Source organism: Hyphobacterium indicum (genome assembly GCF_003129605.1).
GTDB lineage: Bacteria > Pseudomonadota > Alphaproteobacteria > Caulobacterales > Maricaulaceae > Hyphobacterium > Hyphobacterium indicum.
Window position 1 is genome coordinate 528,716 of record NZ_QBDX01000001.1, and the last position, 24,555, is coordinate 553,270.

Consider the following 24,555-nt stretch of genomic DNA (forward strand, 5'->3'; position numbering starts at 1 on the left):
CTAGTCCTCCACCGTCAGGGATTTGAGCTGCCCGTTGAGCAGGGGCAGGGCGCGCGCCGCCTCAATGTCCAGCCGGCGGTCGCGCAGGGCGGACAGAAGCCCTTTCCACTCGGCGACATGTTCATTCAGGCGATTGTCCTCTCCGGCATGGCCGGCGCGGAAAAACGCGAAGGGCGGCAGATACACCATGCCGCAATAATCCGCTGTCTGTTCCAGCGGCGTCAGCATCTGGCGCACCGTAAAATGGTTATAGCCGTCTTCGGCATAGCTTTCTTCCGGGTTCCCGGCGGTCAGGGCGGAGAAGAAGATCTTGCCCGTCAGCGCCTTCCCCGAACGGCCGAAAGCCCAGCCATGCTCCAGCACGATATCCTGCCATTCCTTCAGGATGGCCGGCGTGGAATACCAGTAGAAGGGATGCAGGAAGATCAGAACATCATGCGCTTCCGCGCGCTGTTGTTCGCGGTCGGCATCAATGTCGAGGCGCGGATATTCGGCATGAAGATCGGCCAGTGTGACGCCGTCCATTTCGCGGGCCGCCTGCCGCAAGGCCCGGCCCGCCACAGACCTGCGCGGGGCCGGATGGGCGGCCAGGATCAGGATGCGCCGCGGGCCATCGCCATCATCCAAAAGGCTCATTTCCCCTCCGAATCCCCTGAATCAGGATCTCAACATAAGCGGGCAGGGGCACCCCCGCCATGTAAAACCCGCTGCGCGTATGAAACCGGGTGCTTGCACGCGCCCGATCAGCACAGTATATCGCCTCCCTCGCATGGCGCGCCCGCAAGGGTGATGTGCGGCGTGTGGCGGAGTAGCTCAGCTGGTTAGAGCAGCGGAATCATAATCCGCGTGTCGGGAGTTCAAGTCTCTCCTCCGCTACCAAATTCCTCAATATTCTGCATGACAGCCATCGTCCCCAGGGATAGGATCCTCCGTCCAAAGGGGAGGAGCCAATGCTCAAGGAATTCAGGGAATTTGCCATGCGCGGCAATGTCGTCGATCTCGCGGTCGGCTTCATTCTGGGTGGCGCGTTTTCAACCATCGTCCGGTCGCTGGTAAACGACATTCTGATGCCGCCGCTCGGCCTGGTGCTGGGAGGCGTGGATTTCACCAATCTCTTCATTGCGCTGGGGGATGTGCAGTATGAAAGTCTCGCCGCCGCGCAGGAAGCCGGTGCGGCGACCATCAATTACGGTCTTTTCATCAACAATGTGATCGCCTTCGTGATCCTGGCCTTTGCCCTGTTTCTGATTATCAAGGCCATGAATTCCATGAAGAAAAAGCAGGAGGAAGCGCCCGCTGCCCCGCCTGCGCCGTCGAATGAGGAAGTCTTGTTGACGGAAATCCGGGACCTTCTGGCAAAGAAATAGGCGCGCATGAGGCGGTCCGGCGGCATTGAGCGCGCCGGACCGTTTTGCTCAATCCCAGCAAAATTAACCTTCTGGCCACCATGGCTATGCCCTTCTGATCACGAGTGATTCGCTTTCACGAATGGCGGGGACCAGCGTGTTCGGCTTGAAAATGACTGACAGGGCAGAGCGGAAGGCCGAAGAACAGGCCTCGAGAGCGCGCACCATCACCGAGGGCGCGCTGGAAGAGATCGACCGCGCCCGCATGAAGATATATTTCCGAACCGGGTTGTCGGCGGTTCCGCTCAATGTCGTCAACGGCCTCATACTCGGAGCCATGATGTTGACCGCGGCACCGGTACTTCACGTTGGCGTCTGGTTCGTGACCGGTGTGTGTCTGGCGCTCTCGCGTTTCCTGTTGGCGAAGAATGCGATTGCGCTTGGCGGCCGGCTGCCCCCGCTCCGGGACAAGCTGTTTCTCCTTTTGTCCGCAATGTCCGGCTCGCTCTGGGGCGCGGCCTTTTTTCTGCTCCCCATGTCACAGATTTCTGTCGTTCATTTCGCGGTGGCATTTATCCTCGCGGGCATGACGGCAGGGGCTGCTCTGTCGTCTGCGACCCGCCCGATCGGTATCATTGCCTATAATGTGCCAGCAATATCGCTGGCGGCCGGATATATTGCCATGATCGGCACGCTTCCGGCTTACGGCCTGGCCGCGGTCCTTTTCCTCTATCTGGCCGTGACAATCCGTATCTCCAGTCAATACCGTAACACGCTGAAAGAAGCCTTCGAGGCCAATGCCTTGCTGGAGGGGGCCAAGCTGCGGGTCGAAACCCAGGCCAAGGCCCTGCGCGAGCTTGCCCGCCGCCATGAGCAGACGGCCCGCAAGGGCGAAGATGCGACCCGCGCCAAATCGGCTTTCCTCGCCGGTGTCAGTCATGACATCAAGAATCCGCTCGCCGGCATTATCGGTGTTTCGCGCCGCCTGGCGGAAGACGAAACGCTGGATGCGGACACCCGCAAGAAAAACCGCCAGATCTATGATGCCGCAGAAATGCTGATGCGCTTTGTCGGCGATCTGCGCGATGTCTCCATCATCGAATCCGGACAGCTCAACCTGATGAATGGCGAGATTACCGCCGAGCGTCTGGCGCGTGATACCCGCATGCTGTGGGAACCCAAGGCCCGGGCCAAGGGGCTGCAATTCAATCTGACGCTGACCGGGGACAGCCAGCTCGTCCTGGCCGGTGATTCCGCCCGGCTGAAACAGATGCTGTTCACCTATATCCGCAACGCCCTGCGGTTTACGGCCAGCGGTCAGGTCGATGTTCGTCTCGATGTCCAGATGAATGCCGGCAAAGCCCGTCTGAAAGCGGTCGTCGAGGATACCGGACGCGGGGTCCCGCGCGAAGCGGAAGGCCGGTTGTTCAAGAACTTCTTCGAATCCGATGCGGATGGCATCCGGGTCATGGACGGCACCGCGACCGGGCTCACCATCACCCGCCATCTCGCGGAAATGATGAATGGTGAAGTCGGATATGAACGCCGCAAGGAGGGCGGATCCCACTTCTGGTTTGCCGTTCAGCTGACCAGCCTGGACAAGCATGAAAAGCGCAGCGGACCGGAAGCGGTCGACACCTCGCCCTCGGCCATTGAAGACGCCCCAACAACGCCGTCCCGTCAGAATGCGGCCGCCGCCAGCCTGCCCGGCCGCCCCTTGCGGGTCCTCGCAGCAGAGGACAATGCCATCAACCGGACGGTCATTGAAGGCTTCCTCGTGGCCAAGGGCTGGTCGGTCGAATTTGCAGAAAACGGTGAACAGGCCGTGGAAGCTGCCACCAACAGGGCCTTTGACCTCATTCTCATGGATATGCGCATGCCGGTCATGGACGGGCTCCAGGCCACGCGCGCCATCCGGGATTTGCCGTCCACAGCGGCGATGACACCGATCATCGCCCTGACGGCCAATGCCCGCCGGGAGGATGAGGCCCAATGTCTCGCCGCCGGCATGGACGGCTTCATATCCAAGCCGATCGACACCCAGCGCCTGTTTGACACCATTGCCGCGGTCATCAGCGATGGCAGTGGCGGATCCATCGCCCGGGCAAGCTAGCCAAGCGTTTCCGAGCGCACCCAGTCGAGAAAGCCCGCAGAGCTGCCATCCGGCTCGACCAGCCATTCCAGTATGGCCGGTTCCTCATAGGGATGCAGCGCCTTGATGCGTTCCGTGCATTCCGCTGCCCGCGCCGTCTTCAATATCATCACCCACTCGGCCTCGGCCTGCATCTTCCCCTTCCATTGATAAAAGGAGGTTCCGCCGGGCAACAGGTTGGCGCAGGCAATCAGGCGCGCTTCCAGCAGCTTCCCGGCTGCCGTTCGCGCGCTCTCTTCATCCGGCCAGGTGGTATAGATGAGGCTGACATCTGACATGGCGGCAGTTTTAGCCTTATAAGGCCGGGCTATGAAGTCAGATGACACACCTTCCGCGCTGGTATTGTTTTCCGGGGGTCAGGATTCCGCCACGGCACTGGCCTGGGCGCTGGAAAACCATGCCCGTGTGGAAACCATCGGCTTTGCCTATGGCCAGCGCCATGAGGTCGAGCTGGAAGCGCGTCAACGCGTGCGCACGGCGCTCGCCGGCCTTGATCCGGTCTGGGCCGGACGGCTGGGGCCGGACCAGGTGGTGGATCTGTCCGGCTATGGCGCTCTGGCGGAAAGCGCATTGACGGCAGAAATGGAAATCGAGTGCAAACAGGGGGGCCTGCCGTCAACCTTTGTGCCGGGCCGCAATCTGGTCTTCCTGACCGTTGCATCCGCCCTCGCTTACCGGCGTGGCCTTGACCGTCTCGTCGGGGGCATGTGTGAAACCGATTATTCGGGCTATCCCGATTGCCGCCGCGAGACCATTGATGCCGCCCAGGCCATGATTTCGCTCGGCCTCGACCGTCCGATGCCCATCGAAACGCCCCTGATGTTCCTGACCAAGGGTGGGACATGGGCGCTGGCGCATCAGCTCGGCGGCGACCGCCTGATCGAGATCATCGTTGAAGACACCCATACCTGTTATCTCGGTGACCGCTCGCACCGCCATGACTGGGGCTATGGCTGCGGCGTCTGCCCGGCCTGTGAATTGCGGGCCCGGGGGTGGGTGGAGTGGCAGGCACGGACATGACCTATGCGGTGAAAGAGATATTCCTGACCGTTCAGGGCGAAGGCGGTCAGGCCGGGCGTCCGGCGGTCTTCTGCCGCTTTGCCGGCTGTAATCTCTGGTCCGGGCTGGAACGCGACCGGGCGAACGCCGTCTGTAATTTCTGTGACACGGATTTTGTCGGCACGGACGGGCCGGGCGGTGGCAAGTTCAAGACAGCCGGCGCTCTGGCAGAGGCCGTCGCCGCGCAGTGGCCGGGCGGGGGTAAGCCGCTGGTCGTGTGCACCGGCGGTGAGCCGCTGCTGCAGCTTGATGCGCCGCTGATTGCCGCCTTCAAGGGCGCCGGTTTCGAGATCGCGGTAGAAAGCAATGGCACGCTGAAAGCGCCGGCCGGCATTGACTGGCTGACGGTCAGCCCCAAGGCGGAGGCCCGGATCATCCAGACCAGCGGCGAGGAATTGAAACTCGTCTACCCGCAGCCGGGTGTCGATCCGGCCCGGTTTGAAGGCCTCGATTTCAGGCGCTTCTCGCTTCAGCCGATGGACGGGCCGGACCAGATGAAGAATGCGCAGGCAGCGTTTGAATACTGCCTGGCGCATCCTCAATGGTCATTGAGCCTGCAGACCCACAAATGGATCGGCGCGCCCTGACAGAGGGCTATGAGCCGGAATTCACCGCATCACGGAGGCTGGCGGCCAGCCGTGAGGAAAAGCGGTCGAATGTCCGGTTGGTGTCGGTCCAGACATTGGCAAATTGCGCATCCTGGATGCTGGGCGTCGTCCAGCTGTATTCATACGTTGCCACTAGCGAACCATCCGCAGCGCGCAGTTCGGCCATCACATGGGCACCGCCACGGCCATAGCTCTGGAAGCTGAGCCCGGACGTTCCGCCTTGCTGTGCCATGGTCGGGCGATTGGGCGTGGCATCCTCGATCACGACATGCAGCGTTGCGCTGCCTTCGCCGTCGGCCAGAAGCGCCGCCTCGCGCAGCTCGCGCTGCAGGTCGGATGACAGCGTCCGGATCAGACGGTCGAATTCGCGCGCGCCATACTCGTCGCGCTTGGCCTCCAGCGTTTCACCAATGGTGATATCCGCCAGGCTGACGGGCCCGGTGGGCGTGGCTGAATAGGATGCCGAAAGGCCCTGGGCGAAAACCGGTGCCGCAAACAGCACCGCTGCCAGAGCCGATATGAGATAACGCATGGTAAGTCTCCTGATCGTCGGCCTGTCCCCGTGATTATAACCATAACAGAGGAATCAGGCGCTGTCAGGAACTACTCGCGATCATGATCATGATCGTGATCGTGATCGTCGTCATCATCTTCGCCATCACCGGGAATGGCGGTGCGGACAACAGCACTGCCGACATTGCCCGCGGTTTCCAGCGCCGTGCCGGTGGTGCGGACGGCGGTTTCGGCGACCATCGATGTGGCACCGATCACCAGGCAACCGGACAGCGCCGGTGCGGCGAGCAGAAGCGAAAGAACAACAGATATACGCCGCGCGGTCATGGGACACTCCATATCAGACGGTCATTATGATGGTGCGGCAGGGATTCACAAAGCGTGAAGACGCCGGCATCCTTGTCAGTCTTTCCGGATCCGCACCGAAACCGGCTCGCCGCCGCGGAAATGGATGTCGCGCTGCGGGAAAGGGAAGTTGACGCCATTTTCGGTGAAGGCTTTCCAGATGGCGAGCAGGACTTCACTCGAGACATTGTTCACACCCTGCCCCGGATCGGCAATCCAGAAGCGGATTTCCAGATCGATGGAATTATCGCCGAAGCCGCGCAGAAGGCATTTCGGTGCCGGCGAGTTGAGCACACGCGGCACCGTCTTGGAGGCTTCGACGGCCAGTTCCATCGCCGTCGGGATATCGGTGGTATAATCGACGCCGATCATGCGCTTGATCCGCACGGCATGGTCGGAAAAGGACCAGTTGATCACCTTGGTGGTGATGAATTCCTCATTGGGAATCAGGTGCTCCATACCGTCGCGTGTGATGACCGAGGCAAAGCGCATGCCCAGCGAATTCACCCGGCCATAGGTGTCTTCCAGTGTGATGACATCGCCCGGCTTGATGGAACGGTCGAGCAGCAGGATCACACCCGAGACGAGGTTTGAGAAGATTTTCTGCAGCCCGAAGCCGATCCCGAGACCCACGGCACCGGAGAAGATGGCCAGCGCACCCAGCGGAATACCGAGACTGGACAGCGCCAGCAGGATGGCCGACGCAAGCAGCGTCACTTGCACCGATTTGCCGATCAGCAATCGCGCAGACGGATTCAGGCTGGGCAGCTTGTTGATGCGGGCCGAGAGGATGGCGGCAATCCGCGAGGCGACCCAGTAGAGCACGACCAGCAAAACCAGCGCCTGGATGGCGGACATGACGGAGACCCGGCCGCCGCCGACGCTGACCCCCAGCGAGTCCAGAAAGCCGGTTGTCGGATCCAGCCAGCCCACGATATTCATGGCGGCAATCGTCCAGCTCATGATCGCCGCTGTCCGCGACCAGAAGGGCTCGGCGATAAAGCCGGTGATGGCCCGGATCACCGCCCATGCCCCGACGAGATTCGCCGCCAGCCGGACCCAGAAAAACTCCATGTCGAGCTGTTGCAGGGTAAACAGCACCGCCGACAGGAATACCCAGCTCAATGCCGGTCCGAGTACAGGCGCCAGCAGGCGGACCGCATCGGCGCGCACGCGCCGCAGAAATCCCAAGCTGAACAGGCGTTGCAAGAGATTCGCGACCGGCTTGCGTACCGCGAAGGCCAGAAGGATGCCGACGACAATCGTGCCGGCCTGCACGCCGAATTCGACGCTGAGCATTTCCGAGCGCAGCCACTCCCACAGCGATTCCAGCCGGCTGCGCCAGAGCGCCGGGTCGGTGAGCTGTTCGAGATCGGGTGTCTCGATTGTCGGAGGCGGATTGGTGGCCATGAATCAGAAAGATAGGCCGGAATACGGGGTAACGTCGAGGGGCTATTGACCTTCGCGCCGCCAACCCCAGCCAAGGGCCGCCACGATGAGTAGCAGGAGCGGCAGGGCCGGCAGAAGCGGCGTGCGTTCCGCACCGCGCACGATATAGCGCTCATTGCGTTGCAGCCCGTACCAGTTGCGTCCGGCGGCGTCCGCCCCGGCCCGGGTGCGCCGCATGCCCGGCAGATCCGGAGCTTCGCCTGTGCCGAGGGCGTAACTGCCGCCGCCCGTGGCGCGGACAAGCGGCTGTATCACCTCCTGCGTCGGGCGCAGATTGGCGTATTCCTGCGGATTGAGCGGACCCAGCGCCGCAACAGCGGTCAGATCCCCCGAGCGCAGGCGCACCAGGCCGGATTGTTCTTCGGCCCCGGTCGTGGCCGAGAAGCGTCCGGGCTCGCCGGTGGCGGTCATGTCCAGCGTTTCGGTCCGCCCGGACGGCCATTCCAGCTCCAGTGGCGGCGGCGCATCTGACAGCGTGGTGCGTTCGGCCATCAGCTGACCGTTGAAGGCAGACGCGGACAGGCGCTCTTCATCCAGCTCGGGCTCGCCCATCAGCCAGTGCGCCACGCGGCGGAACATTTCGCCATGCGGGCCTCCGCCCTGATAGCCGCGTGCCCACAGCCAGCTCTGATCCGACAGCAGGATGGCCGAGCGTCCCTGTCCGGCGCGGGCCAGCACCAGTAAGGGACCGCCATCCGGCGCTTCAAGCAGGGTCTCCCCGCCCAGCACGGAGGCATCAATCCGGCGGAACCATTCCCCCCACGGGTCTTCGCCTTCCGCCGGAGCCAGATTGGCGGTGACCGGATGCCGTGCACCGGCTTCGGTGATTCCCGGGCGATAGGCCCCGGTCGCAATGACACCTGTGGGCCGCGCCGGTAGAACCGCCGCCAGCGGAGAGCGGTAGATCGAGGTCGCCTGCCCGAAGGGCGGACCGGCCGTGACCAGCAAGGCGCCGCCATTGTCGACATAGCGGGAGATGTAGTCGAAATAGAGGGGCGGAATGAGCTGCCGGCGCCGGTAACGGTCGAAAATCACCAGATCGAATTCGTCCAGGCGTTCCTCGAACAATTCGCGGGTCGGGAAGGGGATCAGGGACAATTCATCCACCGGCGTGGAATCCACCGCTTCCGGCGGGCGCAGAATGGTGAAATGCACCAGATCAACGGACGGATCGGATTTCAGAAGGTCGCGCCAGGTGCGCGCGCCATTATGCGGTTCACCCGTGACCAGCAACACCCGCAGCCGGTCGCGCACACCGGTCACGGAGACCGCCGCGCGATTGTTGATCAGGGATAATTCCTCACGGCCCGGCTCGACCTCGATCTCGATCACATTCGCGCCGCGATGCTCGACCGGGGCCGTGACCGTTGTGTCGGTACCAATGGTGATACGGGCTGTCTGCGGGTCACCGCCATCCACCCGGAAGGTCAGCGTCGCGGTCCCCGTCATCGCATCGTCTTCGACACGGATCACGAATTCGGCCGGCTCGTTGACCAGGCCATAGCGCGGCGCTTCAACAATCACCAGACGCCGGTCGCCCTGGCCGGGATCGCCGGTCAGCAGGTGATGAACCGGCGCGGCAATGTCCAGCGCGTCAACATTCTCCGGCATGTCATGAACGCGGCCATCGGACGCGATGATGATGCCGGCGAGACGGTCGCGCGGAATACCGGCCAGCGCCGCCTGCACGGCATCCATGGCCAGCGTGCCATCGGGGTCATTTCCGATCTCCGCCTCGACCAGTTCCAGTTCCGGATCCGCTGCGGCTCGGGCGCGCAGATCCGCCAGGGCAGCGTCTGCGGCCTCGCTGCGGCCGGGAATATCCATGGAATCCGAGCGGTCGATCACGGCCAGTGCGATATCCGGCAGGGCTTCACGCTCCTCCTCGACCAGGGACGGATTCATCAGGACGGCCGAAATCAGCAGGATCGACAGGCTGCGCCACAGCCAGCCATTCAGGCGGCGGATCGCACCGGCACCGGTAACGGCCAGCGCAAGCACGGCCAGCGACCCGATGACCCAGGCAGGGATGAGCGGCGCAAAGTCCAGCGTGGTGGCCGCGACACTCATTGGCCCAGCCTTTCCAGCAGCGCCGGGATATGGACCTGGTCGGCCTTGTAATTGCCGGTCAGCGCATACATCGCGACATTCATGCCGAAACGCCTTGCCATCTCGCGTTCGCGTTCGCCGCCCTCGACCGGATAGAGGGATTGCCCGTTTTCGTCTGTTGCCCAGGCCGAGGCCCAGTCATTCGAACCGATAATCACGCCCGAAGCGCCGTCCCGCGAGGCGCCGTCGGGATCCGCCTCGACCCAGACCGGCCCGCCGCTGATCCGGCCGGGAAAGTCCTGCAGAAGATAGAAGGAGCGGGTCAGCACATGGTCGGGATCAATCCGGGCCAGCGCCGGGATGTCGACCGATTCCAGCAAGCGAGCGAGGCCGGGATGTGGGGCGCCGGCGCGCGTCGCGGCAATGTCGGCATCCTGGGTATCGAACAGGATCAGACCGCCGGACTGGATATAGCGGGAGACGCGTTCAGCGGCCTCGGCCGACAAGGGCGGCGCGTTTTCCAGAACCGGCCAGTAGATAACCGGGAAGAAGACCAGCTCATTGTCTTCCACATTCACCGCCATGGGTTCCTGTGGCTCCATGGCGCTGCGGCGGGTGATGTCGCGGCTGATCCCGATCAATCCGGCGCGGCTGCGCGCATCGACTTCGCGATTGCCGGTTTCGACATAGGCGAAGCGCAGCTCCAGCGCGGCATCCATTTCAAAACTGTCGAGATATTCCATCTGCTGGGCGTGAGCCTGAGGCAGGAACCAGACAATGCCGGCTGCCGCAATCAATGCCGCCACAGCGCTGCCCCGGCGCGGCAGGCGCAGGCGCGGCAACCGTCCGGCCAGCGCCAGACCGATGATCGCGTCAATTGCCAGCAGGAAGAGCGCCAGCGCCAGAAGCGGCCCCGCAAACCGCCGTTCTGCGGGCGCTTCCAGATTGGCAAAGGTCACGCCGGGCAGGTTGCGCGGCAAGGCGGTGATCTCACCGCCGGTGCGCATCACATTCAGGGCTGCACTCGCGGGCCCCAGACGGTAGATGCCGGGCGGTGTTACGGCGCTGGCGCGGGCATTGTCCCAGCTTTGTGCCGGAACCGGCCGTGCGGAAACCGGTGGATCGGAAAGTCGGCCTTCGCCATCCAGCGCGCGCTCGATGACATAAGCTCCGGATTGCGTCGGGGTTGCCGTTCCGCCCTGGGCCAGCGCGGAGATCCGGCGCAGCATGCGCGGGAACAGCCCGGTCAGTGGCAGATCCGACCATTCCGGTCCGGCCGTGACATGGAACAAGACCACCCAGCCTTCGCCCTGGCGCATGGCCGTGACCAGTGGCGTCCCGTCCTGCAGGCGCGCCCAGACCCGGTCCACAGCCGCCGTGCCGGGTTCCGCCAGCACTTGCCGCGACACGGTCGCCTCGGGAGGCACAGTCAGGCCGGCAAAGGGCGAGTCGGCTGCAAAGGGTGCCAGCGTTTGCGGCTCTTCCCAGGCCAGCGCGCTGCCGAACATGCGGCCGCCCTGACGAAGCTGAACCGGCAGCAGTTCGTCGGCCCGCGCTGCCAGACGCGGTCCGGCAAAGCGGATCAGCAATCCGCCCTGATTGACGAAATCCAGCACCCGCGCATCGTCGGTGCGGGCGGCATCCACCATGATCAGGGCCGAGACATTGTTCGCCAGCAAGGCGTCGAGATCATCGCGCCGCGCCTCGGTGAAGGGTTCGATGGCGCGCATGATATAGTGCAGGTCCGACAGGAGCGGTTGGCCATCCTCGCTGGCGGCGTCAATCACGCCCACGCGCGGCCGACGCCAGGCATCATCGGTCAATTGAGTGCCGCCGGCAGAGACCTGCCCCTCGATCCGGATGGCCGCCACGCGGTTGCGCAGGTCCAGCGGCAATTCGATATCGGCGCGGGCGCGGGTCACGCTGGTGTCGAGCTCGACCTCGGTGCGGGCAACGGCGCGGCCATCGCCCGCTGTTGCGACCAGCGAAACCGTGCGCGGCAGTTCGGCATCAATGCGCATCACGTCCACCGCAAAACCGTTGGGCGTGGCGATCGGTGCGCTCAGGGCTACGGGTGAGCGGCCCGGACCCGGCGAAATGGCGGTCACCGGCCCCAGCGGGTCCAGAATACGGGCAAGGCTTTCCGATCCGGCCGTGTCGATTCCGTCCGTGATCCAGACCACCTGGAGATTGCCGGTCAGCCCGCCCGCATCAATCGCGGCATCAATCCGCCCGGCGGCAAGCTCCCGATCCGGCGGCCAGGCCTGGACATCGGCGCTTTCCAGACGTCGGCGGGCGGCATCGGGATCGCCGAGGACCAGCTCGGCATCCGGTGTCGCGTCCGCGGTAAAGAGGATGGCGGCCGTGCGGCCATTTTCATTGGCCAGATCAAGCCGGTAATTGGCTTCCCGCACCATGTCGCGCCAGGCGGGGGCCGAGGCCCAGCCATTATCCACCACCAGCAGCAGGGGGCGATCAGTCTCGATATCGGTGGCAGGCTGCCAGACCGGGCGGGCGAGGGCGATGATCACAATGGCCGCCAGAAGCAGGCGGAACAGGATCAGCCACCAGGGCGCATGATGCGGCGTCTCGGCATCATCCGGCGCATCCTTCAGCAGGCGCAGCGGCGGAAACACGGCCCGGCGCGGCGGTGGCGGGGTGGCGCGCAAGAGCCGCCACAAAATAGGCAGCGTCAAAAGCCCGATCAGGGCCAGCGGCGCGGCAAAGGCGAGGGGACCAAGCGCCAGCATCTATACGTCCCTCGCCAGCGCGCGATGCAGGGCGAGCACGGCCTGAGTCGCGGGCCGGTCAGTCCGGTGAGTGACCAGCGTCCAGCCATAGGAGCGCGCCAGATCGGCCAGCCGGTCACCATGTTCCTGCCAGCGCGTGCGATAGGCCTTGCGCGCTTCCTCCGCACGGCCGAACAGAAGACTCTCACTGTCGTCTGCGGCCTCGAACCGGGTCCGCCCCTTGAACGGAAAGTCTTCTTCCATCGGGTCAATAATGCGAAGCAGCGCCCCGCTGGCCTGCAGGGCGGCAAAGCGCGACAGGCGCGCGCGCCAGGTCTCGATGGGATCGAGGAAATCACTCGCCAGCACCACCCGGCCATAGCGCGAAACCGGTGCCGATTCGACTGAAGCCAGGCTGCCCGGTCCGGTGCCGAGACGGATGGCGGTGCGTTCCAGACCCATCTCGCCGCCGCGGGCCCGGGCGCTTTCGCCCAGCGCGGCAATACGTTCGCCGCCGCGCGATAACAGCGCTGCCATGGCGATCATGCAGACGGCGGCCCGGTCCTTTTTCAGCGGCAGATCGCGTGAGGAACGGAAGTCCATCGTCGCCGACCCGTCCCGCCACAGCCACACCGTATTGGCGGCTTCCTGCTCGTTCTCGCGGACATAGAGCTCCGACGATTTCGCCGACATGCGCCAGTCAACGGCTTGCGCCCCGTCTTCGGCGCGGTGATGGCGGTATTCCCAGAAGGTCTCGCCCGTACCGCGCCGGCGCTGGCCATGCACACCCATGACAACGCTGGCCGCAATGCGCTCGGCCTCGGCCACCAGCTCGCCAAAGGGCGCAGCCGCAGCCTCGCCGGCCTGACGCAGGTCGGCCGCGCGTTTGCTTTCGTCACGGGCAAAGGGCGAGCGCATGGGCGCGTATGTCCTCTAGGCGGCTTTGGCAGCGAGGCGGGAAATCAGCGATTCCAGTGTCAGACCATCAGCGCGCGCCGCGAATGAGAGTGCCATGCGGTGTTTCAGCACCGGCTCGGCCAGAACGGCCACATCCTCGGTCGAGGGCGCAAGGCGGCCCTGCAACAGGGCGCGGGCACGAACGGCCAGCATCAGCGCCTGACCGGCCCGCGGACCCGGACCCCAGGAAACGCCGGCTTGCACATCCTTGTCATCGCTTTCTTCCGGGCGCGCCAGATGGACGAGGTCCAGAATTGCATCGACGACTTTCTCGCCGACCGGCATGCGGCGCACCAGTGCCTGCAGGTCAAGGATTTCCGCGGGCGACAATACCGGCTCGGCCCGGTTTTCCGACGCGCCGGTCGTCGCCAGCAGGATCTCGCGCTCATCGCCGCGCTGCGGATAGGGAATATCCACGCGCAACAGGAAGCGGTCGAGCTGGGCTTCGGGCAGCGGATAGGTGCCCTCCTGCTCGATCGGATTCTGGGTGGCCAGCACATGGAAGGGTTCCGGCAGGTCATAGCGCTGACCGGCCACCGTCACATGATGTTCCTGCATCGCCTGCAAAAGCGCGGCCTGGGTACGCGGGCTGGCGCGGTTGATTTCATCGGCCATCAGCAGGCGGCAGAAGACTGGCCCCTGGATGAAGCGGAAGGAGCGTTTGCCGCCCGCACTCTCTTCCAGCACTTCCGAGCCGAGAATGTCTGCCGGCATCAGGTCCGGCGTGAACTGGATCCGCTTGGTATCAAGGCCGGTGGCGATGGCGAGGGTTTCCACCAGCTTGGTCTTGGCCAGGCCCGGCGCGCCCACCAGAAGCGCATGTCCGCCCGACAGGATGGCGGCGAGACACAATTCCACCTGGTCTTCCAGGCCATAGATGACCTTGCCGATGGAGGCCCGCGTCGCGGCAAGGCGTTCCGTTGCAATATCAGCGGCTTCCACCACATCCATGGCCGTCAGGGACGGGGTTTTGGGGGCAGCTGCCTTGCGCGGCTTGCGGGCCGCTGATGTCGTTTTCGCAGGACTTGCCGGTTTTTTCGCCAAGGTAATCTCCCTAAATCCCTGTATGAACTAGCGCACGGCGTCGACCGGTCACGTTGGTTCGTGAAGAATGACAATGCAAATACGGAGTGTCCATGCCCGCCGACCATACATCACCCGACCTGATGCAGTCGCTGTTGAAAGCAGCGGAGTCATCCGGCGAGGGATTGCCGCCCGTCGAGACGTGGAACCCCACCCATTGCGATACAATGGATATGGTGATCCGCCGCGATGGCAGCTGGTGGCATGAGGGACGTCGCATCACCCGCGAACGTCTCGTAAAACTGTTTGCGCGTATCTTGCGAAAAGATGACGATGGCGTTCATTATCTCGTAACGCCGGTGGAAAAGCAGGCGGTTCAGGTTGAGGCCGCGCCTTTTGTGGCGGTCCGGGTCGATAGCGGTGAAGAGAGTGGCGAGCCGGTTCTGATCTTCACAACAAATCTTGGTGATGTCGTCGTGGCGGGACCGGATCATCCGGTCCGCGTCGAAACCGATCCGGAAACAGGCGAACCCGAACCCTTCATCCTGATCCGCGGGCGTCTGGAAGCGCTGATCAACCGGCCTTCCTTCTATGAGCTCGTCGAACGCGCGGCGATTCGCGATGTGGACGGCAGGAAAACTCTCTTCATCCGCTCGCGCGGGCAGGAATTCGAACTGGGCCGCGCCGAATGACACCGCAGGCCCTGCGCGATCTGCTGGAGGAAAAGCTCGACCATCCCGACCGCCCCGCCGCGGCGGCTTCGCGGGGGGATGGCGATCTGGACGGTCGCGTCATTCCCTCAGGCGCCCGGCTGAACCAGGCGGCCGTGCTGGCCCCGCTCATCCTGCATGATGGCCCGCCACGATTCCTGTTCACGATGCGCGCCGCCCATCTGACCAAACATGCGGGGCAGATCTCCTTCCCGGGCGGCCGCCGGGAGCCGGGCGAAACCCTGGCGCAGACCGCGCTGCGCGAGACGCATGAGGAAATCGGCATAACGCCCGATCATGTCGAAATCCTCGGTTGTTTCGACCCGTATGAAACGGTGACCGCCTTCCAGGTCACGCCTTTTGTCGGTGTCGTAAAACCCGGCTACACGGTCACGCCGGACCACAGGGAGGTATCGGAGGTGTTCGAAACCCCCTTTGATTTCCTGATGAATGCCGCGAATCATGAGCGTCATGAAATGGAGTTCCGCGGAAAAATCCGCCGTTTCTGGGCAATGCCCTGGCAGGAGCGCTATATATGGGGCGCAACGGCGGGCATGCTGAAAGCCCTGCATGACCGCCTGTTTGGAGACAGATAATGATCAGACTGGCCCTTCTCGAGATATTGCTCTTTGCATCGCCCTTCATCCTGTTCGCGCTCTGGCGGCTCTCGATGCAGGCCACGCAGGAGGTCGCTGAGCACAAGCCGGCCCCGACACTTGTCCTCTCCGCTGTGGGCGGACTGCTTGCCGCTGCCGGATTTGTCGCGCTGGTCCTGACAGCGGATTCCGGGGATTCGGCACACACCACCTATGTGCCGCCGCGGCTGGGTGAGGGGGGCATCGAACGGGCGCAGTTCAACAATAATCCCGGCGAAGCCGCACCGCGGGACCGGCGGATTTTTGCACAGCCGGAGACTGGCGATGACGGCGCCACACCGGATGAGGATGGGGATGAGGACGGGGATGATGGCGGCGCGCCTCAACCCCGCTGACCATGACTGGCTGACCGCGCCCGCCACGGTGCGGGTTATGGCGGCCCTGGAGAAGGCCGCGCCCGGTGGCGCGCGCTTTGTTGGCGGCTGTGTGCGCAATGCGCTCCTGGGCGAGCCGGTCGCCGATATCGATATCGCCACCGTGCTGGAGCCGGATGCCGCCAGGGCAGCGCTGGACGCGGCCGGAATTGCGGTTCACCCCACCGGCATCGAGCACGGCACGCTGACGGCTGTCGCCGATCACCGGCCCTTCGAGGTGACCACGCTGCGCCGCGACGTTTCCACCGATGGCCGCCGCGCCACGGTCGCCTTCACCACCGACTGGGCGGAAGATGCCGCCCGCCGCGATTTCCGGCTCAATGCGCTCTATGCCGACATGACCGGCGAGATTTTCGACTATGTTGGCGGGATTGCAGACATTCCGGATCGCAGGATTGTCTTTATCGGCAAGGCCGAAGACCGTATCGCCGAGGACTATCTCCGCATTCTGCGCTTTTTCCGCTTTTACGCGAGCTACGGAAAGGGTGAACCGGACGCCGAAGCCCTCCGCGCCTGCGCCGCCATGACCGGCGGGCTTGCGCAGCTTTCCGCCGAGCGGGTCTGGATGGAGACCAAGAAGCTCCTGGCCGCACCCGACCCCGGCCCGGCGCTCCGCCTGATGGCCGAAACCGGCGTCTCGGACGCGCTCTTCGGCACTGCCGGTGATGCCGGGCGCGTCTCGCGCCTTGCCGGACTGGGCGGAGACGATCCGCTGGTCCGCTTTAGCGCCTGGCTGGGAGAGGCAGCTGCTGTCTGCGCCCGCGCACTGCGCTTGTCGAATGCCGAAGCCCGGCGCATCAACGCAATGGCCGATCCGGATCTGGCGCGGGAAATCGCACAGGACTGGCCCGTCCGCGGGGCCCTGGAAAAACGGGTCTACCGGCATGGCAATGTGGCGGTGGCCGATCAGCTTTTTCTGCTGTTTTCCCGGGAGGAGACACCGCCGGAAGGCTGGGGCGGGGCGATTGCCCACGCCCTGTCCTTTGCGGCACCGGTCTTTCCGGTGACGGGGACGGATCTGAAGCAGGCGGGCATTCCGGCAAGCCGGGAAATGGGCGGAATACTCCGGCGTCTGGAAGATGCATGGGTCGACAGCCGTTTCCGGCTGTCAAAGGCGGAATTGCTGGCGCAAGTCTAGTACGCGGCTAGATGTCCAGATCCAGATACATTGCCGTAAAGGCCAACGTATCGACCGCACCATGGGCAATGATCAGCGGCCAGATATTGCGCTTGTAGAGAAGGTAGAGCGTGCCGATGGCAAGACCGATCATGCCGGTCACGACCAGGCCGCGAAAGCCCTGATAATACATGTGCGCGACACCGAAGCCGACGGCCGGAATGATGACGGCCAGCGGCAAGGCCCATTTCGCATGCGGCAACAGGGCTTCAACACGATTGATCATATAGCCGCGAAAGAAAACCTCTTCGCCAAATCCGGCACTGACCCAGGCAATCGCCAGCCAGCCCAGATAGACCGGCAGATTGCCGACGATATTGCCCCAGCGATCTTCGACTCCGCTCATGGTCTCATCTGTGGTCCAGAGTCCCAGCGCATCCCCGGCGAAAGCCGTACCGGCACCCAGCCCGATGATGGCGACAATCCCCAGAAGGGCTTGTGGTGCGAGCAAGGCCCAGGATTTCCAGCCCGGGAGTTTGCGCAGGCCGAACCCGGCCCAGCTTTCGCGATAGCGCCAGGTAAAAAACCCGATGGCGATGAAGGTGCAAAGCAGGGAGAGCGGCCCAGCAAATTTCCAGATGATCTGATCGAACACCAGTTTCGATCCGACCAGAACGGACAGAACAATGAGAACTTCGATCAATACGGAAAACCGTGTGCGGGGGGAGACGGTCGACATGGCAATTCACCTGTTCAGGAGGTTGATACGTCCTGCCAGTGTGGCCGATACGAAATGGCGTTTCTTGAACGATCGTGCGGAAGCGTCAGCGGACCAGCGCCTGCCAGGCTTTCGGGGTGATGCCGTATGCTTTCCTGAATTCCCGCGTGAGATGGCTCTGGTCGGCAAACCCTGTGGCATAAGCCACCTCGGCTAGCGGCATTGCACACCGAATCAGGGCGCGGGAGCGGTCCAGCCGGCGCAGCTGGCCAAAGCGATAGGGGCTGGTGCCGAATAGCGCCCGAAAATCCCGGCTGAGTTGCCACCGATTCCGGCCGGTGACGGCTTCCAGCTCTCCGAGTCCGATTACGCGCTCTGGCGTTTCGACAATCAGGTTTCGCGCCATACTTGCCGCCCTGGCATCCGCAATGGGTTCAGAGCCGGTTTCGGCGCCGAGCGACAGCATGGCACTAGCCAGATCGGCCAGTGCTGCTTCGAATTCGGCCTCTCCGAGCGGTGTATTCATGTCCGAAAGCAGGGGCGAGATAACGCCGATCAGTCGGGTGTCCCGCGTTACGCCTCCCTCGATGAAGGGCAGGGCCCGCCCGCCGAGCGCCCTCTGCAGTGCAGCCGGGTCGATGGAGATACCGCGGTAATGGAAACCGGCATCGGTGCCGGCCCGGCCGTCATGTGTTTCATCGGGATGAAGTACCACCAGTTCACCGGGGCGTGACACACGAGTTTCACCGCAATAGTCAAAACACTGGACGCCGGAATATGTGAGCGCAAAAACATACGCGTCGTGCCGGTGTGGCGAATAGGATTGATGCTGCACGTGGATATCGACGCGTTCCGGGCGCGCGTCGGGCGCTAATACCCGCGGCTCAGCCGGGCAGTCGTTCAAGGCATGGCAACCGTTCATGCAATCAGGATGCACGCGGTGCGTGGCCGGATGCAAACCGGCTGCGAAAACCATCAAACGGCCAGGAGCGGTCCGGATCAGTCTTCAATTTCGTCGGCGGGAAAAACAGGGACATACGTCGCCGGCCGCGCACCGCGCCAGAGCAGCAAGCCGGTCAGTGCGGCCGACAGCATGGTGGCGATTTCCCGTGTCGGCGAGGGCAGTTGCGAGACCAGAACCACATCCGGAATAAAGGGCATCAGGACGCTGGCTCCGTATCCGATCAGCACCGCACCCGGGATCACGATCCAGATCCGCCACAGTCCCGCGCGGCTCAGCCCCGCCCATGCGCCGACGCCAATCGGAATCACGACCAGCGCCATGATCGGCGTGGCGAAAAACAACAGGGTCAGCACAAACATCACCATGCTGTAGGCGTCAGGCCGGCCACCGGTATCGGCAAATTGCAGCCCCTCCACAATGGTCGCGCCCATGAGGATGGCTGCGCCGGCAAGGCTCGCCAGAAACAGCGACAGGATAACATTTTTCAGCGATCCGGTACGGTCGGGATCTAGGGCCATTTTGCCTCGGGTGGCATGGAGGAGAGGATGGATTTCACATTCCCGCCGGTTTCAAGTCCGAACTTGGTACCACGATCATACAGCAGATTGAACTCGGCATAGCGGCCCCGGCGGATCAGCTGTTCCTCGCGGTCTTCTGTGGTCCAGGGCGTTGCCATCCGGGTGCGGACAATCCTCGGATAGACTTCCAGAAAGGCACGGCCGACATCCTGGGTGAAGGCAAAATCCGCGGCCCAGTCACCGGTATCATGGCGGTCATAGAATATGCCGCCGACACCGCGCGGCTCATTGCGGTGCTTCAGCCAGAAATACTCCTCGCACCATTTGTCGAAACGGTCGTGGAAATCATCACCATGCCGGTCGCAGACCGCCTTGCAGGCGGCATGGAAGGTCACCGCATCCGCAAAGGACTTGTCGCGCTGATAATCCTGTGTGGGATTGAGATCCATACCGCCGCCGAACCAGCCCTTTGTCGTGGCGATGAAGCGTGTATTCATGTGCACCGCCGGAACATGCGGATTGTGCATGTGGGCAATCAGGGAGATGCCGGACGCCCAGAAGCGCGGATCGTTTTCCGCACCGGGAATCTGTTTGGCAAATTCCGGCGAGAATTCGCCATGGACAGTAGAGCAGTGGACGCCGACCTTTTCAAACAGCCTTCCGCGCATCATCGACGCCACGCCGCCGCCCTGGTCCGACGATCCATCGCCGCGGGTCCACGGGTCGCGCTCGAAGCGGCCCGGCTCACCCGGATAGAGATCGCCCGGCGCCTCGTCCTCCAGGCGCTCGAATTCGGCGCAGATTTCATCGCGCAGCGCCTCGAACCAGCCCCTCGCGGCGGCTTTCCTGTCGTCCAGTGTCATGAACAGCGTCTCCATCCCGTCCGGCATTATTCCCGTTCCTTCGTGGCCGAAACCGGCGGCAAATAAAACCCCGCTTGGGCTGTTGAGGTATGTGGCGTGCGGCCGCGGAGCGTTGCGCCTCGGCTTCAATTTGGGCAACGTGAAAGTTGCACCTATTGGGAGATTGCAGCGAATGGATTGGGCATCTGTAATTACTGCCGCCATTGCGGGAGCGATTGGCGGTGGTGTGGGAGGACTGATTTCCGGGTTTCTGGTTCGGATATTTGGCGACAGAGTACGGGGATTAGGGCGAATTTTGGTGATCATCGCCGCCATTGCGTCCTATATTTTCCTCACTCCCTTCATTGAGCCGGCCGTCGGTCCACTGGTGCGCAGCTTTTTTTCTGACAATGTCAGGGAAGAAGTACGCTCGGAACTGATGGAGCAGCCTTTTTTTGCTGCGTATATTGAGCGTTTCCCGGAGCGATCTGAGCCCATGCTGGGACGCGCCGAACAGGCCTATCGCACGGGCGGACAGGAACAACTACTGACGGTTGCGCAGCAAATCGGTCAAGAGATTGGTGTCAGTGTGATTTCAGATTTGGGACCGTATTCGAGTGATGCGGATTTGCGACGATTCTTTGACGCGACGGAAGCAATCGGTCGTCGGAATCGTAACGATCCAAATCTGTGTTACACGTTTTATTACAACCAGATAGCGCCACAGAACGTCGATCTGAATGATATGGCTCGTTTCGCGACCGCGCCTGGTTTTGACGACCTGATGAATGCAATGACTCGCATCATTTACAATGCTGGTGACGAAGCGATCCCGGTTGATTACGCAACCGCGCAGGCGGCAATGGAAGAGGCGCTTGCCGACTTGTATGAAGGGGGTGATCCAGCAGACTCTCGCTTCTTGATGGGCGCAATGCCGCGAAATGACATTGAATACCTGGCGGCTTGTGATCTGATGTTGCTGATATTCGAGCGGTACCGCGAACATCCACAAAACGAGGAGATCATCCGCATGTTGTTCGGCTCGGGTGGCTAGCGCGTCTGCCGCATCGCCTCGGCCAGCGCGATGCCGGCACTCATCGACACGTTCAGCGACCGGGCCTCCGGCCGGATCGGAATGAAGACCCGCGCATCGGCATCGGCATGGACATGATCGGGCACACCGGCGCTTTCGCGCCCGAATACCAGCTGGTCATCGGGATCAAATGAAAAATCCCACAAGCAGGCCGCCGCTTTTGTTGTGAACAGAATCATTCGGCCGGACCCGCGGTTTTCCCGCCATTTCCCGTACGAATCATGGCGCTGAAAGTCAGCCAGAGGGGCGTAATCCAGCGCTGCCCGCCGCATCGCCTTGTCATTGAGCGGAAAAGCGCAGGGCTCGATCACGTCAATGCCCGCACCAAAACAGGCCGCAAGACGGATCGATGCGCCGAGATTTTGCGGAATATCTGGTTGAAAAAAAACGAGCCGCATTTTAAGCCGCGCTGGATATGGGTTTGGGGGACGTGCGGCGGGATGCCGCCTCGCCTCCAATACCGATACGAGTTAGGTGACGCGGTGATGCCTGTGATGGGCGATCCGCGTCAAGCGGGGTTTTCCGGTTGCGTCCGCAGCCGGACTGCAAGGCAAGATAACCAAGAGGTCGGCCGTGACAGACCATACCACCGAAGAACCGACACGCCGGGACTTCATTTACATTGCTGCCGGAGGCGCAGCCGCCATTGGCGGAGCGTTGACGATCTGGCCCTTCATCCACCAGATGAACCCGGCCGCCGACACACTGGCGCTGGGTTCCATCCGCAAGGATATTTCCAGCCTCGGCGTGGGCCAGGAAATCACCGTGATGTTCCGTGGCGGACCGGTCTTTATCCGCCGCCGGACGGAAGCGGAGATCGCCGAGGCGCGCGCTGTCGAGCTGGATCGCCTGCCGGACGATCTCGCCCGCAACGAAAACCTGCCGGATAATGCATCCGCATCTGACGCCAACCGGGTGCTCAATCCGGAATATCTGATCGTCAAGGGCAATTGCACCCATCTAGGCTGTGTTCCGGTGGGCAATGGTGCCGGTGATTATGATGGCTGGTTCTGCCCCTGCCACGGCTCGCACTATGATGCGTCAGCGCGTATCCGCCGCGGCCCGGCCCCGGAGAACCTTCCCGTGCCGACATATATTTTTGAGAATGACGGCGCTGTTGTGAAACTGGGCGCAACTTCGGATGAAGTGGCCGCCGCCGGATGGAGCGTCGCATGAGCCATCAGTCTACCTACGAACCGAAGACCGGCATCGAGAAATGGCTCGATTCCCGTCTCCCCATTGTCCGTCTGGGCTATGACTCCTTTGTCGACTTTCCGACCCCGCGCAATCTGAATTACTGGTACACATTCGGCGGCATTCTCGCCGTCTTCCTGGTCATCCAGATCCTGTCAGGCGTCGTGCTGGCCATGCATTACGTGCCGCATGTCGATCACGCCTTTGATTCCGTCGAACGCATCCGCCGTGACGTGAATTATGGCTGGCTGATCCAGTCCATGCACGCCAATGGCGCCTCCTTCTTCTTCGTGGCGGTTTATCTGCACATGTTCCGGGGCCTCTATTACGGCTCGTACAAGGCCCCGCGTGAAGTGCTCTGGATCATCGGCGTGGTCATCTATCTGCTGATGATGGCTGCGGCCTTCATGGGCTATGTGCTGCCCTGGGGACAGATGTCCTACTGGGGCGCCACCGTGATCACCAACCTGGTCGGTGCCCTGCCGGTCGTGGGCGAGGGGATCCGCGAATGGTTGTGGGGTGATTTTGCCGTGGGCAATGCCACGCTGAACCGCTTCTTCTCGCTGCACTACCTCATCCCCTTCCTGATTGCCGGACTTGTGATCCTGCACATCTGGGCGCTGCACGTTCCGGGCAATAACAACCCGACCGGCGTCGAGGTGAAGGGCAAGGGCGATACGCTGCCTTTCCACCCGTATTACACGGTGAAGGACGGGTTCGCGATTGTCGTCTTCCTGATGATTTTCGCCGGTTTCGTCTTCTATCTGCCGAGCGTACTGGGCCATGCCGACAACTCGATCGAGGCCAACCCGCTGGTGACGCCGGCGCACATCGTGCCGGAATGGTATTTCCTGCCCTTCTACGCCATTCTGCGGGCGGTGACCTTCGATATCGGCCCGATCAGCGCCAAGCTCGGCGGTGTGCTGGCCATGTTCGGTGCCATCGGTGTCCTCTTTGTCCTGCCATGGCTGGACCGGTCGCCGGTGAAGTCGATGCGCTACCGGCCGATCGCCAAATGGTGCTTCCTGATTTTCGTGATTGCCTGCCTCGGTCTCGGCTGGTGCGGGGCGGAGAATCCGGACAATCTGGTGTTTGAATTCGGCGGCATCGGCATGCCCTTTGTGGTGCTGTCGCAAATTCTGACGGCATATTACTTTGCCTACTTCCTGGTCATTCTGCCGGTGCTCGGCTTTGTCGAGAAACCGAAAGAACGTCCGGAAAGCATCGAGGCCTCCGTGCTGGGATCATCCCCGGCTGCGGCACCGGCGGAATAGGACAGGAGAGAAACGATGAAACGCTTTATCGCGACCCTTGCTGCCCTGGCTGCCCTGGCCACTCCGGCTCTCGCGGCACCTGGTGAAACCCACGCGCCGCAGGAATACACATGGTCCTGGGAAGGCCCGTTCGGCACATTCGATGACCGCCAGCTGCAGCGCGGCTTTCAGGTCTATCAGGAAGTCTGCGCCTCCTGCCACTCGATGGACCTGCTCAGCTTCCGCAATCTCGGCCAGCCCGGCGGACCCTTCGAATTCCTGCCGGACCCGGAGCATGAAGGCGAGCTGATCACATTTGCCAATCCGAACGACAACCCCGTCGTGATGGATATTGCCAGCCGCTACACCTACACCGAGATCGATCTAGAAACCGGTGAGGAAATGGAGCGTCAGGGCATTCCGGCCGACCGCTTCCCGAACCCCTATGCCAACGACGCGCAGGCGGCCGCCTCCAATGGTGGTGCGGCACCGCCCGATTTCTCCGTCATCGTCAAGGCCCGGCCCGGCGGCGCGGAATATATCCGCTCCCTCTTGCTCGGCTATGATTATGAAGTGCCGGAAGACGTCACCCTCCTGCCCGGACAGCACTACAATCCCTATTTCCCGGGCGGTGTGCTGGCCATGGGCCCGCAATTGTTCGACGGGGCCGTCTCCTATGCCGATGATACGCCGCAAACCGCAGAACAGTATGCGGCCGATGTGGCGGCTTTCCTGGCCTGGGCCTCCGAGCCGCACATGGAACAGCGCAAGCGCATGGGCCTCGGCGTCATGATCTTCCTCCTGATCTTCGCCGTGCTGATGTGGCTGGCCTATCGCCAGGTTTGGGCGAATGTGAAGCACTAGGCGTCTTTGACGCTGGATCGAT

At 62.8% G+C, this 24,555-nt stretch carries 26 protein-coding genes and 1 tRNA gene; 13 read left to right on the top strand and 14 right to left on the bottom strand.

From position 1 onward, the window contains the following. Positions 1–636 carry an NAD(P)H-dependent oxidoreductase gene (locus tag DBR16_RS02585; protein WP_109259665.1) on the bottom strand — a complete coding sequence of 212 codons (636 nt, stop codon included), beginning with the start codon at positions 634–636 and terminating at the stop codon, positions 1–3. A gap of 166 nt (positions 637–802) precedes the next feature. Between DBR16_RS02585 and DBR16_RS02590 the strand changes: the two genes are divergently transcribed. The 3 genes from DBR16_RS02590 to DBR16_RS02600 all read left to right on the top strand — a co-directional run bounded on the left by DBR16_RS02590 (position 803) and on the right by DBR16_RS02600 (position 3,459). Next, positions 803–879 (top strand) — tRNA-Met (locus tag DBR16_RS02590). A 71-nt stretch (positions 880–950) separates the two neighbouring features. Further along, on the top strand, positions 951–1,367 hold the full coding sequence (mscL, locus tag DBR16_RS02595; RefSeq protein ID WP_109259666.1) for a large conductance mechanosensitive channel protein MscL: 417 nt from the start codon (positions 951–953) through the stop codon (positions 1,365–1,367). Positions 1,368–1,518: 151 nt separating this feature from the next. After that, entirely contained in the window at positions 1,519–3,459 is a 1,941-nt protein-coding gene (locus DBR16_RS02600; RefSeq protein WP_161539382.1) for a response regulator, read from the top strand. On the opposite strand, the gene cutA is transcribed toward DBR16_RS02600, so the two are convergent. Continuing rightward, positions 3,456–3,776, bottom strand: a complete 321-nt coding sequence (gene cutA, locus DBR16_RS02605; RefSeq protein ID WP_109259668.1) for a divalent-cation tolerance protein CutA — start codon at positions 3,774–3,776, stop codon at positions 3,456–3,458. The genes DBR16_RS02600 and cutA overlap by 4 nt on opposite strands. Before the next feature lie 31 nt (positions 3,777–3,807). Between cutA and queC the strand changes: the two genes are divergently transcribed. Both queC and queE read left to right on the top strand, forming a co-directional pair. Then, positions 3,808–4,518, top strand: coding sequence for a 7-cyano-7-deazaguanine synthase QueC (queC, locus tag DBR16_RS02610; RefSeq protein ID WP_109259669.1), 711 nt, complete (start codon positions 3,808–3,810; stop codon positions 4,516–4,518). Continuing rightward, entirely contained in the window at positions 4,515–5,144 is a 630-nt protein-coding gene (gene queE / locus DBR16_RS02615) for a 7-carboxy-7-deazaguanine synthase (RefSeq protein ID WP_109259670.1), read from the top strand. Before queC ends, queE begins: the two co-directional genes overlap by 4 nt. Before the next feature lie 7 nt (positions 5,145–5,151). Here the strand turns inward: queE and DBR16_RS02620 are convergent, their stop codons facing one another. The 7 genes from DBR16_RS02620 to DBR16_RS02650 all read right to left on the bottom strand — a co-directional run bounded on the left by DBR16_RS02620 (position 5,152) and on the right by DBR16_RS02650 (position 14,158). Continuing rightward, positions 5,152–5,697, bottom strand: coding sequence for a hypothetical protein (locus DBR16_RS02620; protein ID WP_109259671.1), 546 nt, complete (start codon positions 5,695–5,697; stop codon positions 5,152–5,154). 71 nt (positions 5,698–5,768) lie between these two features. Next, positions 5,769–6,005 (bottom strand): hypothetical protein, encoded by a 237-nt coding sequence (locus DBR16_RS02625; protein WP_109259672.1) that lies wholly within the window; start codon positions 6,003–6,005, stop codon positions 5,769–5,771. 75 nt (positions 6,006–6,080) lie between these two features. After that, positions 6,081–7,433, bottom strand: coding sequence for a mechanosensitive ion channel family protein (locus DBR16_RS02630; protein ID WP_109259673.1), 1,353 nt, complete (start codon positions 7,431–7,433; stop codon positions 6,081–6,083). A gap of 42 nt (positions 7,434–7,475) precedes the next feature. Continuing rightward, positions 7,476–9,542, bottom strand: a complete 2,067-nt coding sequence (locus DBR16_RS02635; RefSeq protein WP_109259674.1) for a hypothetical protein — start codon at positions 9,540–9,542, stop codon at positions 7,476–7,478. After that, positions 9,539–12,271 carry a DUF4159 domain-containing protein gene (locus DBR16_RS02640; RefSeq protein WP_109259675.1) on the bottom strand — a complete coding sequence of 911 codons (2,733 nt, stop codon included), beginning with the start codon at positions 12,269–12,271 and terminating at the stop codon, positions 9,539–9,541. The genes DBR16_RS02635 and DBR16_RS02640 overlap by 4 nt, the downstream gene beginning before the upstream one ends. Further along, positions 12,272–13,168: a DUF58 domain-containing protein gene (locus DBR16_RS02645; RefSeq protein ID WP_109259676.1), complete on the bottom strand. Its 897-nt coding sequence runs from the start codon at positions 13,166–13,168 to the stop codon at positions 12,272–12,274. 15 nt (positions 13,169–13,183) lie between these two features. After that, the gene (locus tag DBR16_RS02650) at positions 13,184–14,158 is read right to left on the bottom strand and encodes an AAA family ATPase (protein WP_109260022.1); all 975 of its coding nucleotides are present in this window, start codon (positions 14,156–14,158) and stop codon (positions 13,184–13,186) included. Positions 14,159–14,343: 185 nt separating this feature from the next. Between DBR16_RS02650 and DBR16_RS02655 the strand changes: the two genes are divergently transcribed. From DBR16_RS02655 to DBR16_RS02670, 4 genes are read left to right on the top strand one after another with little or no spacing between them, the layout of a single operon-like run. Further along, the gene (locus tag DBR16_RS02655; RefSeq protein ID WP_233347528.1) at positions 14,344–14,922 is read left to right on the top strand and encodes a DUF1285 domain-containing protein; all 579 of its coding nucleotides are present in this window, start codon (positions 14,344–14,346) and stop codon (positions 14,920–14,922) included. After that, positions 14,919–15,536 carry a CoA pyrophosphatase gene (locus tag DBR16_RS02660; protein ID WP_109259677.1) on the top strand — a complete coding sequence of 206 codons (618 nt, stop codon included), beginning with the start codon at positions 14,919–14,921 and terminating at the stop codon, positions 15,534–15,536. Before DBR16_RS02655 ends, DBR16_RS02660 begins: the two co-directional genes overlap by 4 nt. Further along, positions 15,536–15,931 carry a DUF6111 family protein gene (locus DBR16_RS02665; RefSeq protein ID WP_109259678.1) on the top strand — a complete coding sequence of 132 codons (396 nt, stop codon included), beginning with the start codon at positions 15,536–15,538 and terminating at the stop codon, positions 15,929–15,931. Before DBR16_RS02660 ends, DBR16_RS02665 begins: the two co-directional genes overlap by 1 nt. After that, a complete protein-coding gene (locus DBR16_RS02670) occupies positions 15,906–17,108 on the top strand; it encodes a CCA tRNA nucleotidyltransferase (RefSeq protein ID WP_109260024.1) in 1,203 nt (400 codons plus the stop codon). The genes DBR16_RS02665 and DBR16_RS02670 overlap by 26 nt, the downstream gene beginning before the upstream one ends. Positions 17,109–17,115: 7 nt before the next feature. On the opposite strand, the gene DBR16_RS02675 is transcribed toward DBR16_RS02670, so the two are convergent. The 4 genes from DBR16_RS02675 to hemF all read right to left on the bottom strand — a co-directional run bounded on the left by DBR16_RS02675 (position 17,116) and on the right by hemF (position 20,150). After that, positions 17,116–17,826 (bottom strand): CPBP family intramembrane glutamic endopeptidase, encoded by a 711-nt coding sequence (locus DBR16_RS02675; RefSeq protein WP_109259679.1) that lies wholly within the window; start codon positions 17,824–17,826, stop codon positions 17,116–17,118. An 85-nt stretch (positions 17,827–17,911) separates the two neighbouring features. Beyond that, positions 17,912–18,709: a helix-turn-helix domain-containing protein gene (locus DBR16_RS02680; RefSeq protein ID WP_161539383.1), complete on the bottom strand. Its 798-nt coding sequence runs from the start codon at positions 18,707–18,709 to the stop codon at positions 17,912–17,914. Positions 18,710–18,804: 95 nt separating this feature from the next. After that, positions 18,805–19,287, bottom strand: a complete 483-nt coding sequence (locus DBR16_RS02685) for a hypothetical protein (RefSeq protein ID WP_109259681.1) — start codon at positions 19,285–19,287, stop codon at positions 18,805–18,807. Further along, the gene (hemF, locus tag DBR16_RS02690; protein WP_109260025.1) at positions 19,278–20,150 is read right to left on the bottom strand and encodes an oxygen-dependent coproporphyrinogen oxidase; all 873 of its coding nucleotides are present in this window, start codon (positions 20,148–20,150) and stop codon (positions 19,278–19,280) included. Before hemF ends, DBR16_RS02685 begins: the two co-directional genes overlap by 10 nt. Here hemF and DBR16_RS02695 point away from each other — a divergent pair. Next, complete coding sequence (locus DBR16_RS02695; protein ID WP_125184483.1) at positions 20,149–21,183, top strand: hypothetical protein; 1,035 nt, start codon at positions 20,149–20,151, stop codon at positions 21,181–21,183. The genes hemF and DBR16_RS02695 overlap by 2 nt on opposite strands. Here the strand turns inward: DBR16_RS02695 and DBR16_RS02700 are convergent. Continuing rightward, positions 21,180–21,620, bottom strand: coding sequence for a tRNA (cytidine(34)-2'-O)-methyltransferase (locus DBR16_RS02700; protein ID WP_109259683.1), 441 nt, complete (start codon positions 21,618–21,620; stop codon positions 21,180–21,182). The two genes, DBR16_RS02695 and DBR16_RS02700, sit on opposite strands and share 4 nt — an antisense overlap. 175 nt (positions 21,621–21,795) lie before the next feature. On the opposite strand from DBR16_RS02700, the gene petA reads away from it, so the two are divergent. Genes petA through DBR16_RS02715 form a run of 3 tightly spaced genes read left to right on the top strand, consistent with a single transcriptional unit; the run spans position 21,796 to position 24,533 of the window. Beyond that, complete coding sequence (petA, locus tag DBR16_RS02705; protein WP_109259684.1) at positions 21,796–22,398, top strand: ubiquinol-cytochrome c reductase iron-sulfur subunit; 603 nt, start codon at positions 21,796–21,798, stop codon at positions 22,396–22,398. Further along, on the top strand, positions 22,395–23,690 hold the full coding sequence (locus tag DBR16_RS02710) for a cytochrome b (RefSeq protein WP_109259685.1): 1,296 nt from the start codon (positions 22,395–22,397) through the stop codon (positions 23,688–23,690). Before petA ends, DBR16_RS02710 begins: the two co-directional genes overlap by 4 nt. A gap of 15 nt (positions 23,691–23,705) precedes the next feature. Beyond that, entirely contained in the window at positions 23,706–24,533 is an 828-nt protein-coding gene (locus DBR16_RS02715; RefSeq protein WP_109259686.1) for a cytochrome c1, read from the top strand. The last annotated feature ends 22 nt before the right edge of the window (positions 24,534–24,555 follow it).

What these genes read in the sequence shown, in the direction of transcription:
- hemF (WP_109260025.1), bottom strand. Translation starts at nt 20,150, where the DNA reads ATGACACTGGACGACAGGAAAGCCGCCGCGAGGGGCTGGTTCGAGGCG.
- DBR16_RS02685 (WP_109259681.1), bottom strand. Translation starts at nt 19,287, where the DNA reads ATGGCCCTAGATCCCGACCGTACCGGATCGCTGAAAAATGTTATCCTG.
- DBR16_RS02670 (WP_109260024.1), top strand. Translation starts at nt 15,906, where the DNA reads ATGGCGGCGCGCCTCAACCCCGCTGACCATGACTGGCTGACCGCGCCC.
- DBR16_RS02655 (WP_233347528.1), top strand. Translation starts at nt 14,344, where the DNA reads ATGCCCGCCGACCATACATCACCCGACCTGATGCAGTCGCTGTTGAAA.
- queE (WP_109259670.1), top strand. Translation starts at nt 4,515, where the DNA reads ATGACCTATGCGGTGAAAGAGATATTCCTGACCGTTCAGGGCGAAGGC.
- DBR16_RS02665 (WP_109259678.1), top strand. Translation starts at nt 15,536, where the DNA reads ATGATCAGACTGGCCCTTCTCGAGATATTGCTCTTTGCATCGCCCTTC.
- mscL (WP_109259666.1), top strand. Translation starts at nt 951, where the DNA reads ATGCTCAAGGAATTCAGGGAATTTGCCATGCGCGGCAATGTCGTCGAT.
- DBR16_RS02650 (WP_109260022.1), bottom strand. Translation starts at nt 14,158, where the DNA reads ATGGATGTGGTGGAAGCCGCTGATATTGCAACGGAACGCCTTGCCGCG.
- DBR16_RS02640 (WP_109259675.1), bottom strand. Translation starts at nt 12,271, where the DNA reads ATGCTGGCGCTTGGTCCCCTCGCCTTTGCCGCGCCGCTGGCCCTGATC.
- cutA (WP_109259668.1), bottom strand. Translation starts at nt 3,776, where the DNA reads ATGTCAGATGTCAGCCTCATCTATACCACCTGGCCGGATGAAGAGAGC.
- DBR16_RS02600 (WP_161539382.1), top strand. Translation starts at nt 1,519, where the DNA reads ATGACTGACAGGGCAGAGCGGAAGGCCGAAGAACAGGCCTCGAGAGCG.
- DBR16_RS02700 (WP_109259683.1), bottom strand. Translation starts at nt 21,620, where the DNA reads ATGCGGCTCGTTTTTTTTCAACCAGATATTCCGCAAAATCTCGGCGCA.
- DBR16_RS02630 (WP_109259673.1), bottom strand. Translation starts at nt 7,433, where the DNA reads ATGGCCACCAATCCGCCTCCGACAATCGAGACACCCGATCTCGAACAG.
- queC (WP_109259669.1), top strand. Translation starts at nt 3,808, where the DNA reads ATGAAGTCAGATGACACACCTTCCGCGCTGGTATTGTTTTCCGGGGGT.
- DBR16_RS02645 (WP_109259676.1), bottom strand. Translation starts at nt 13,168, where the DNA reads ATGCGCTCGCCCTTTGCCCGTGACGAAAGCAAACGCGCGGCCGACCTG.
- DBR16_RS02675 (WP_109259679.1), bottom strand. Translation starts at nt 17,826, where the DNA reads ATGTCGACCGTCTCCCCCCGCACACGGTTTTCCGTATTGATCGAAGTT.
- DBR16_RS02695 (WP_125184483.1), top strand. Translation starts at nt 20,149, where the DNA reads ATGAACAGCGTCTCCATCCCGTCCGGCATTATTCCCGTTCCTTCGTGG.
- DBR16_RS02715 (WP_109259686.1), top strand. Translation starts at nt 23,706, where the DNA reads ATGAAACGCTTTATCGCGACCCTTGCTGCCCTGGCTGCCCTGGCCACT.
- DBR16_RS02635 (WP_109259674.1), bottom strand. Translation starts at nt 9,542, where the DNA reads ATGAGTGTCGCGGCCACCACGCTGGACTTTGCGCCGCTCATCCCTGCC.
- DBR16_RS02660 (WP_109259677.1), top strand. Translation starts at nt 14,919, where the DNA reads ATGACACCGCAGGCCCTGCGCGATCTGCTGGAGGAAAAGCTCGACCAT.
- DBR16_RS02710 (WP_109259685.1), top strand. Translation starts at nt 22,395, where the DNA reads ATGAGCCATCAGTCTACCTACGAACCGAAGACCGGCATCGAGAAATGG.
- DBR16_RS02620 (WP_109259671.1), bottom strand. Translation starts at nt 5,697, where the DNA reads ATGCGTTATCTCATATCGGCTCTGGCAGCGGTGCTGTTTGCGGCACCG.
- DBR16_RS02585 (WP_109259665.1), bottom strand. Translation starts at nt 636, where the DNA reads ATGAGCCTTTTGGATGATGGCGATGGCCCGCGGCGCATCCTGATCCTG.
- DBR16_RS02625 (WP_109259672.1), bottom strand. Translation starts at nt 6,005, where the DNA reads ATGACCGCGCGGCGTATATCTGTTGTTCTTTCGCTTCTGCTCGCCGCA.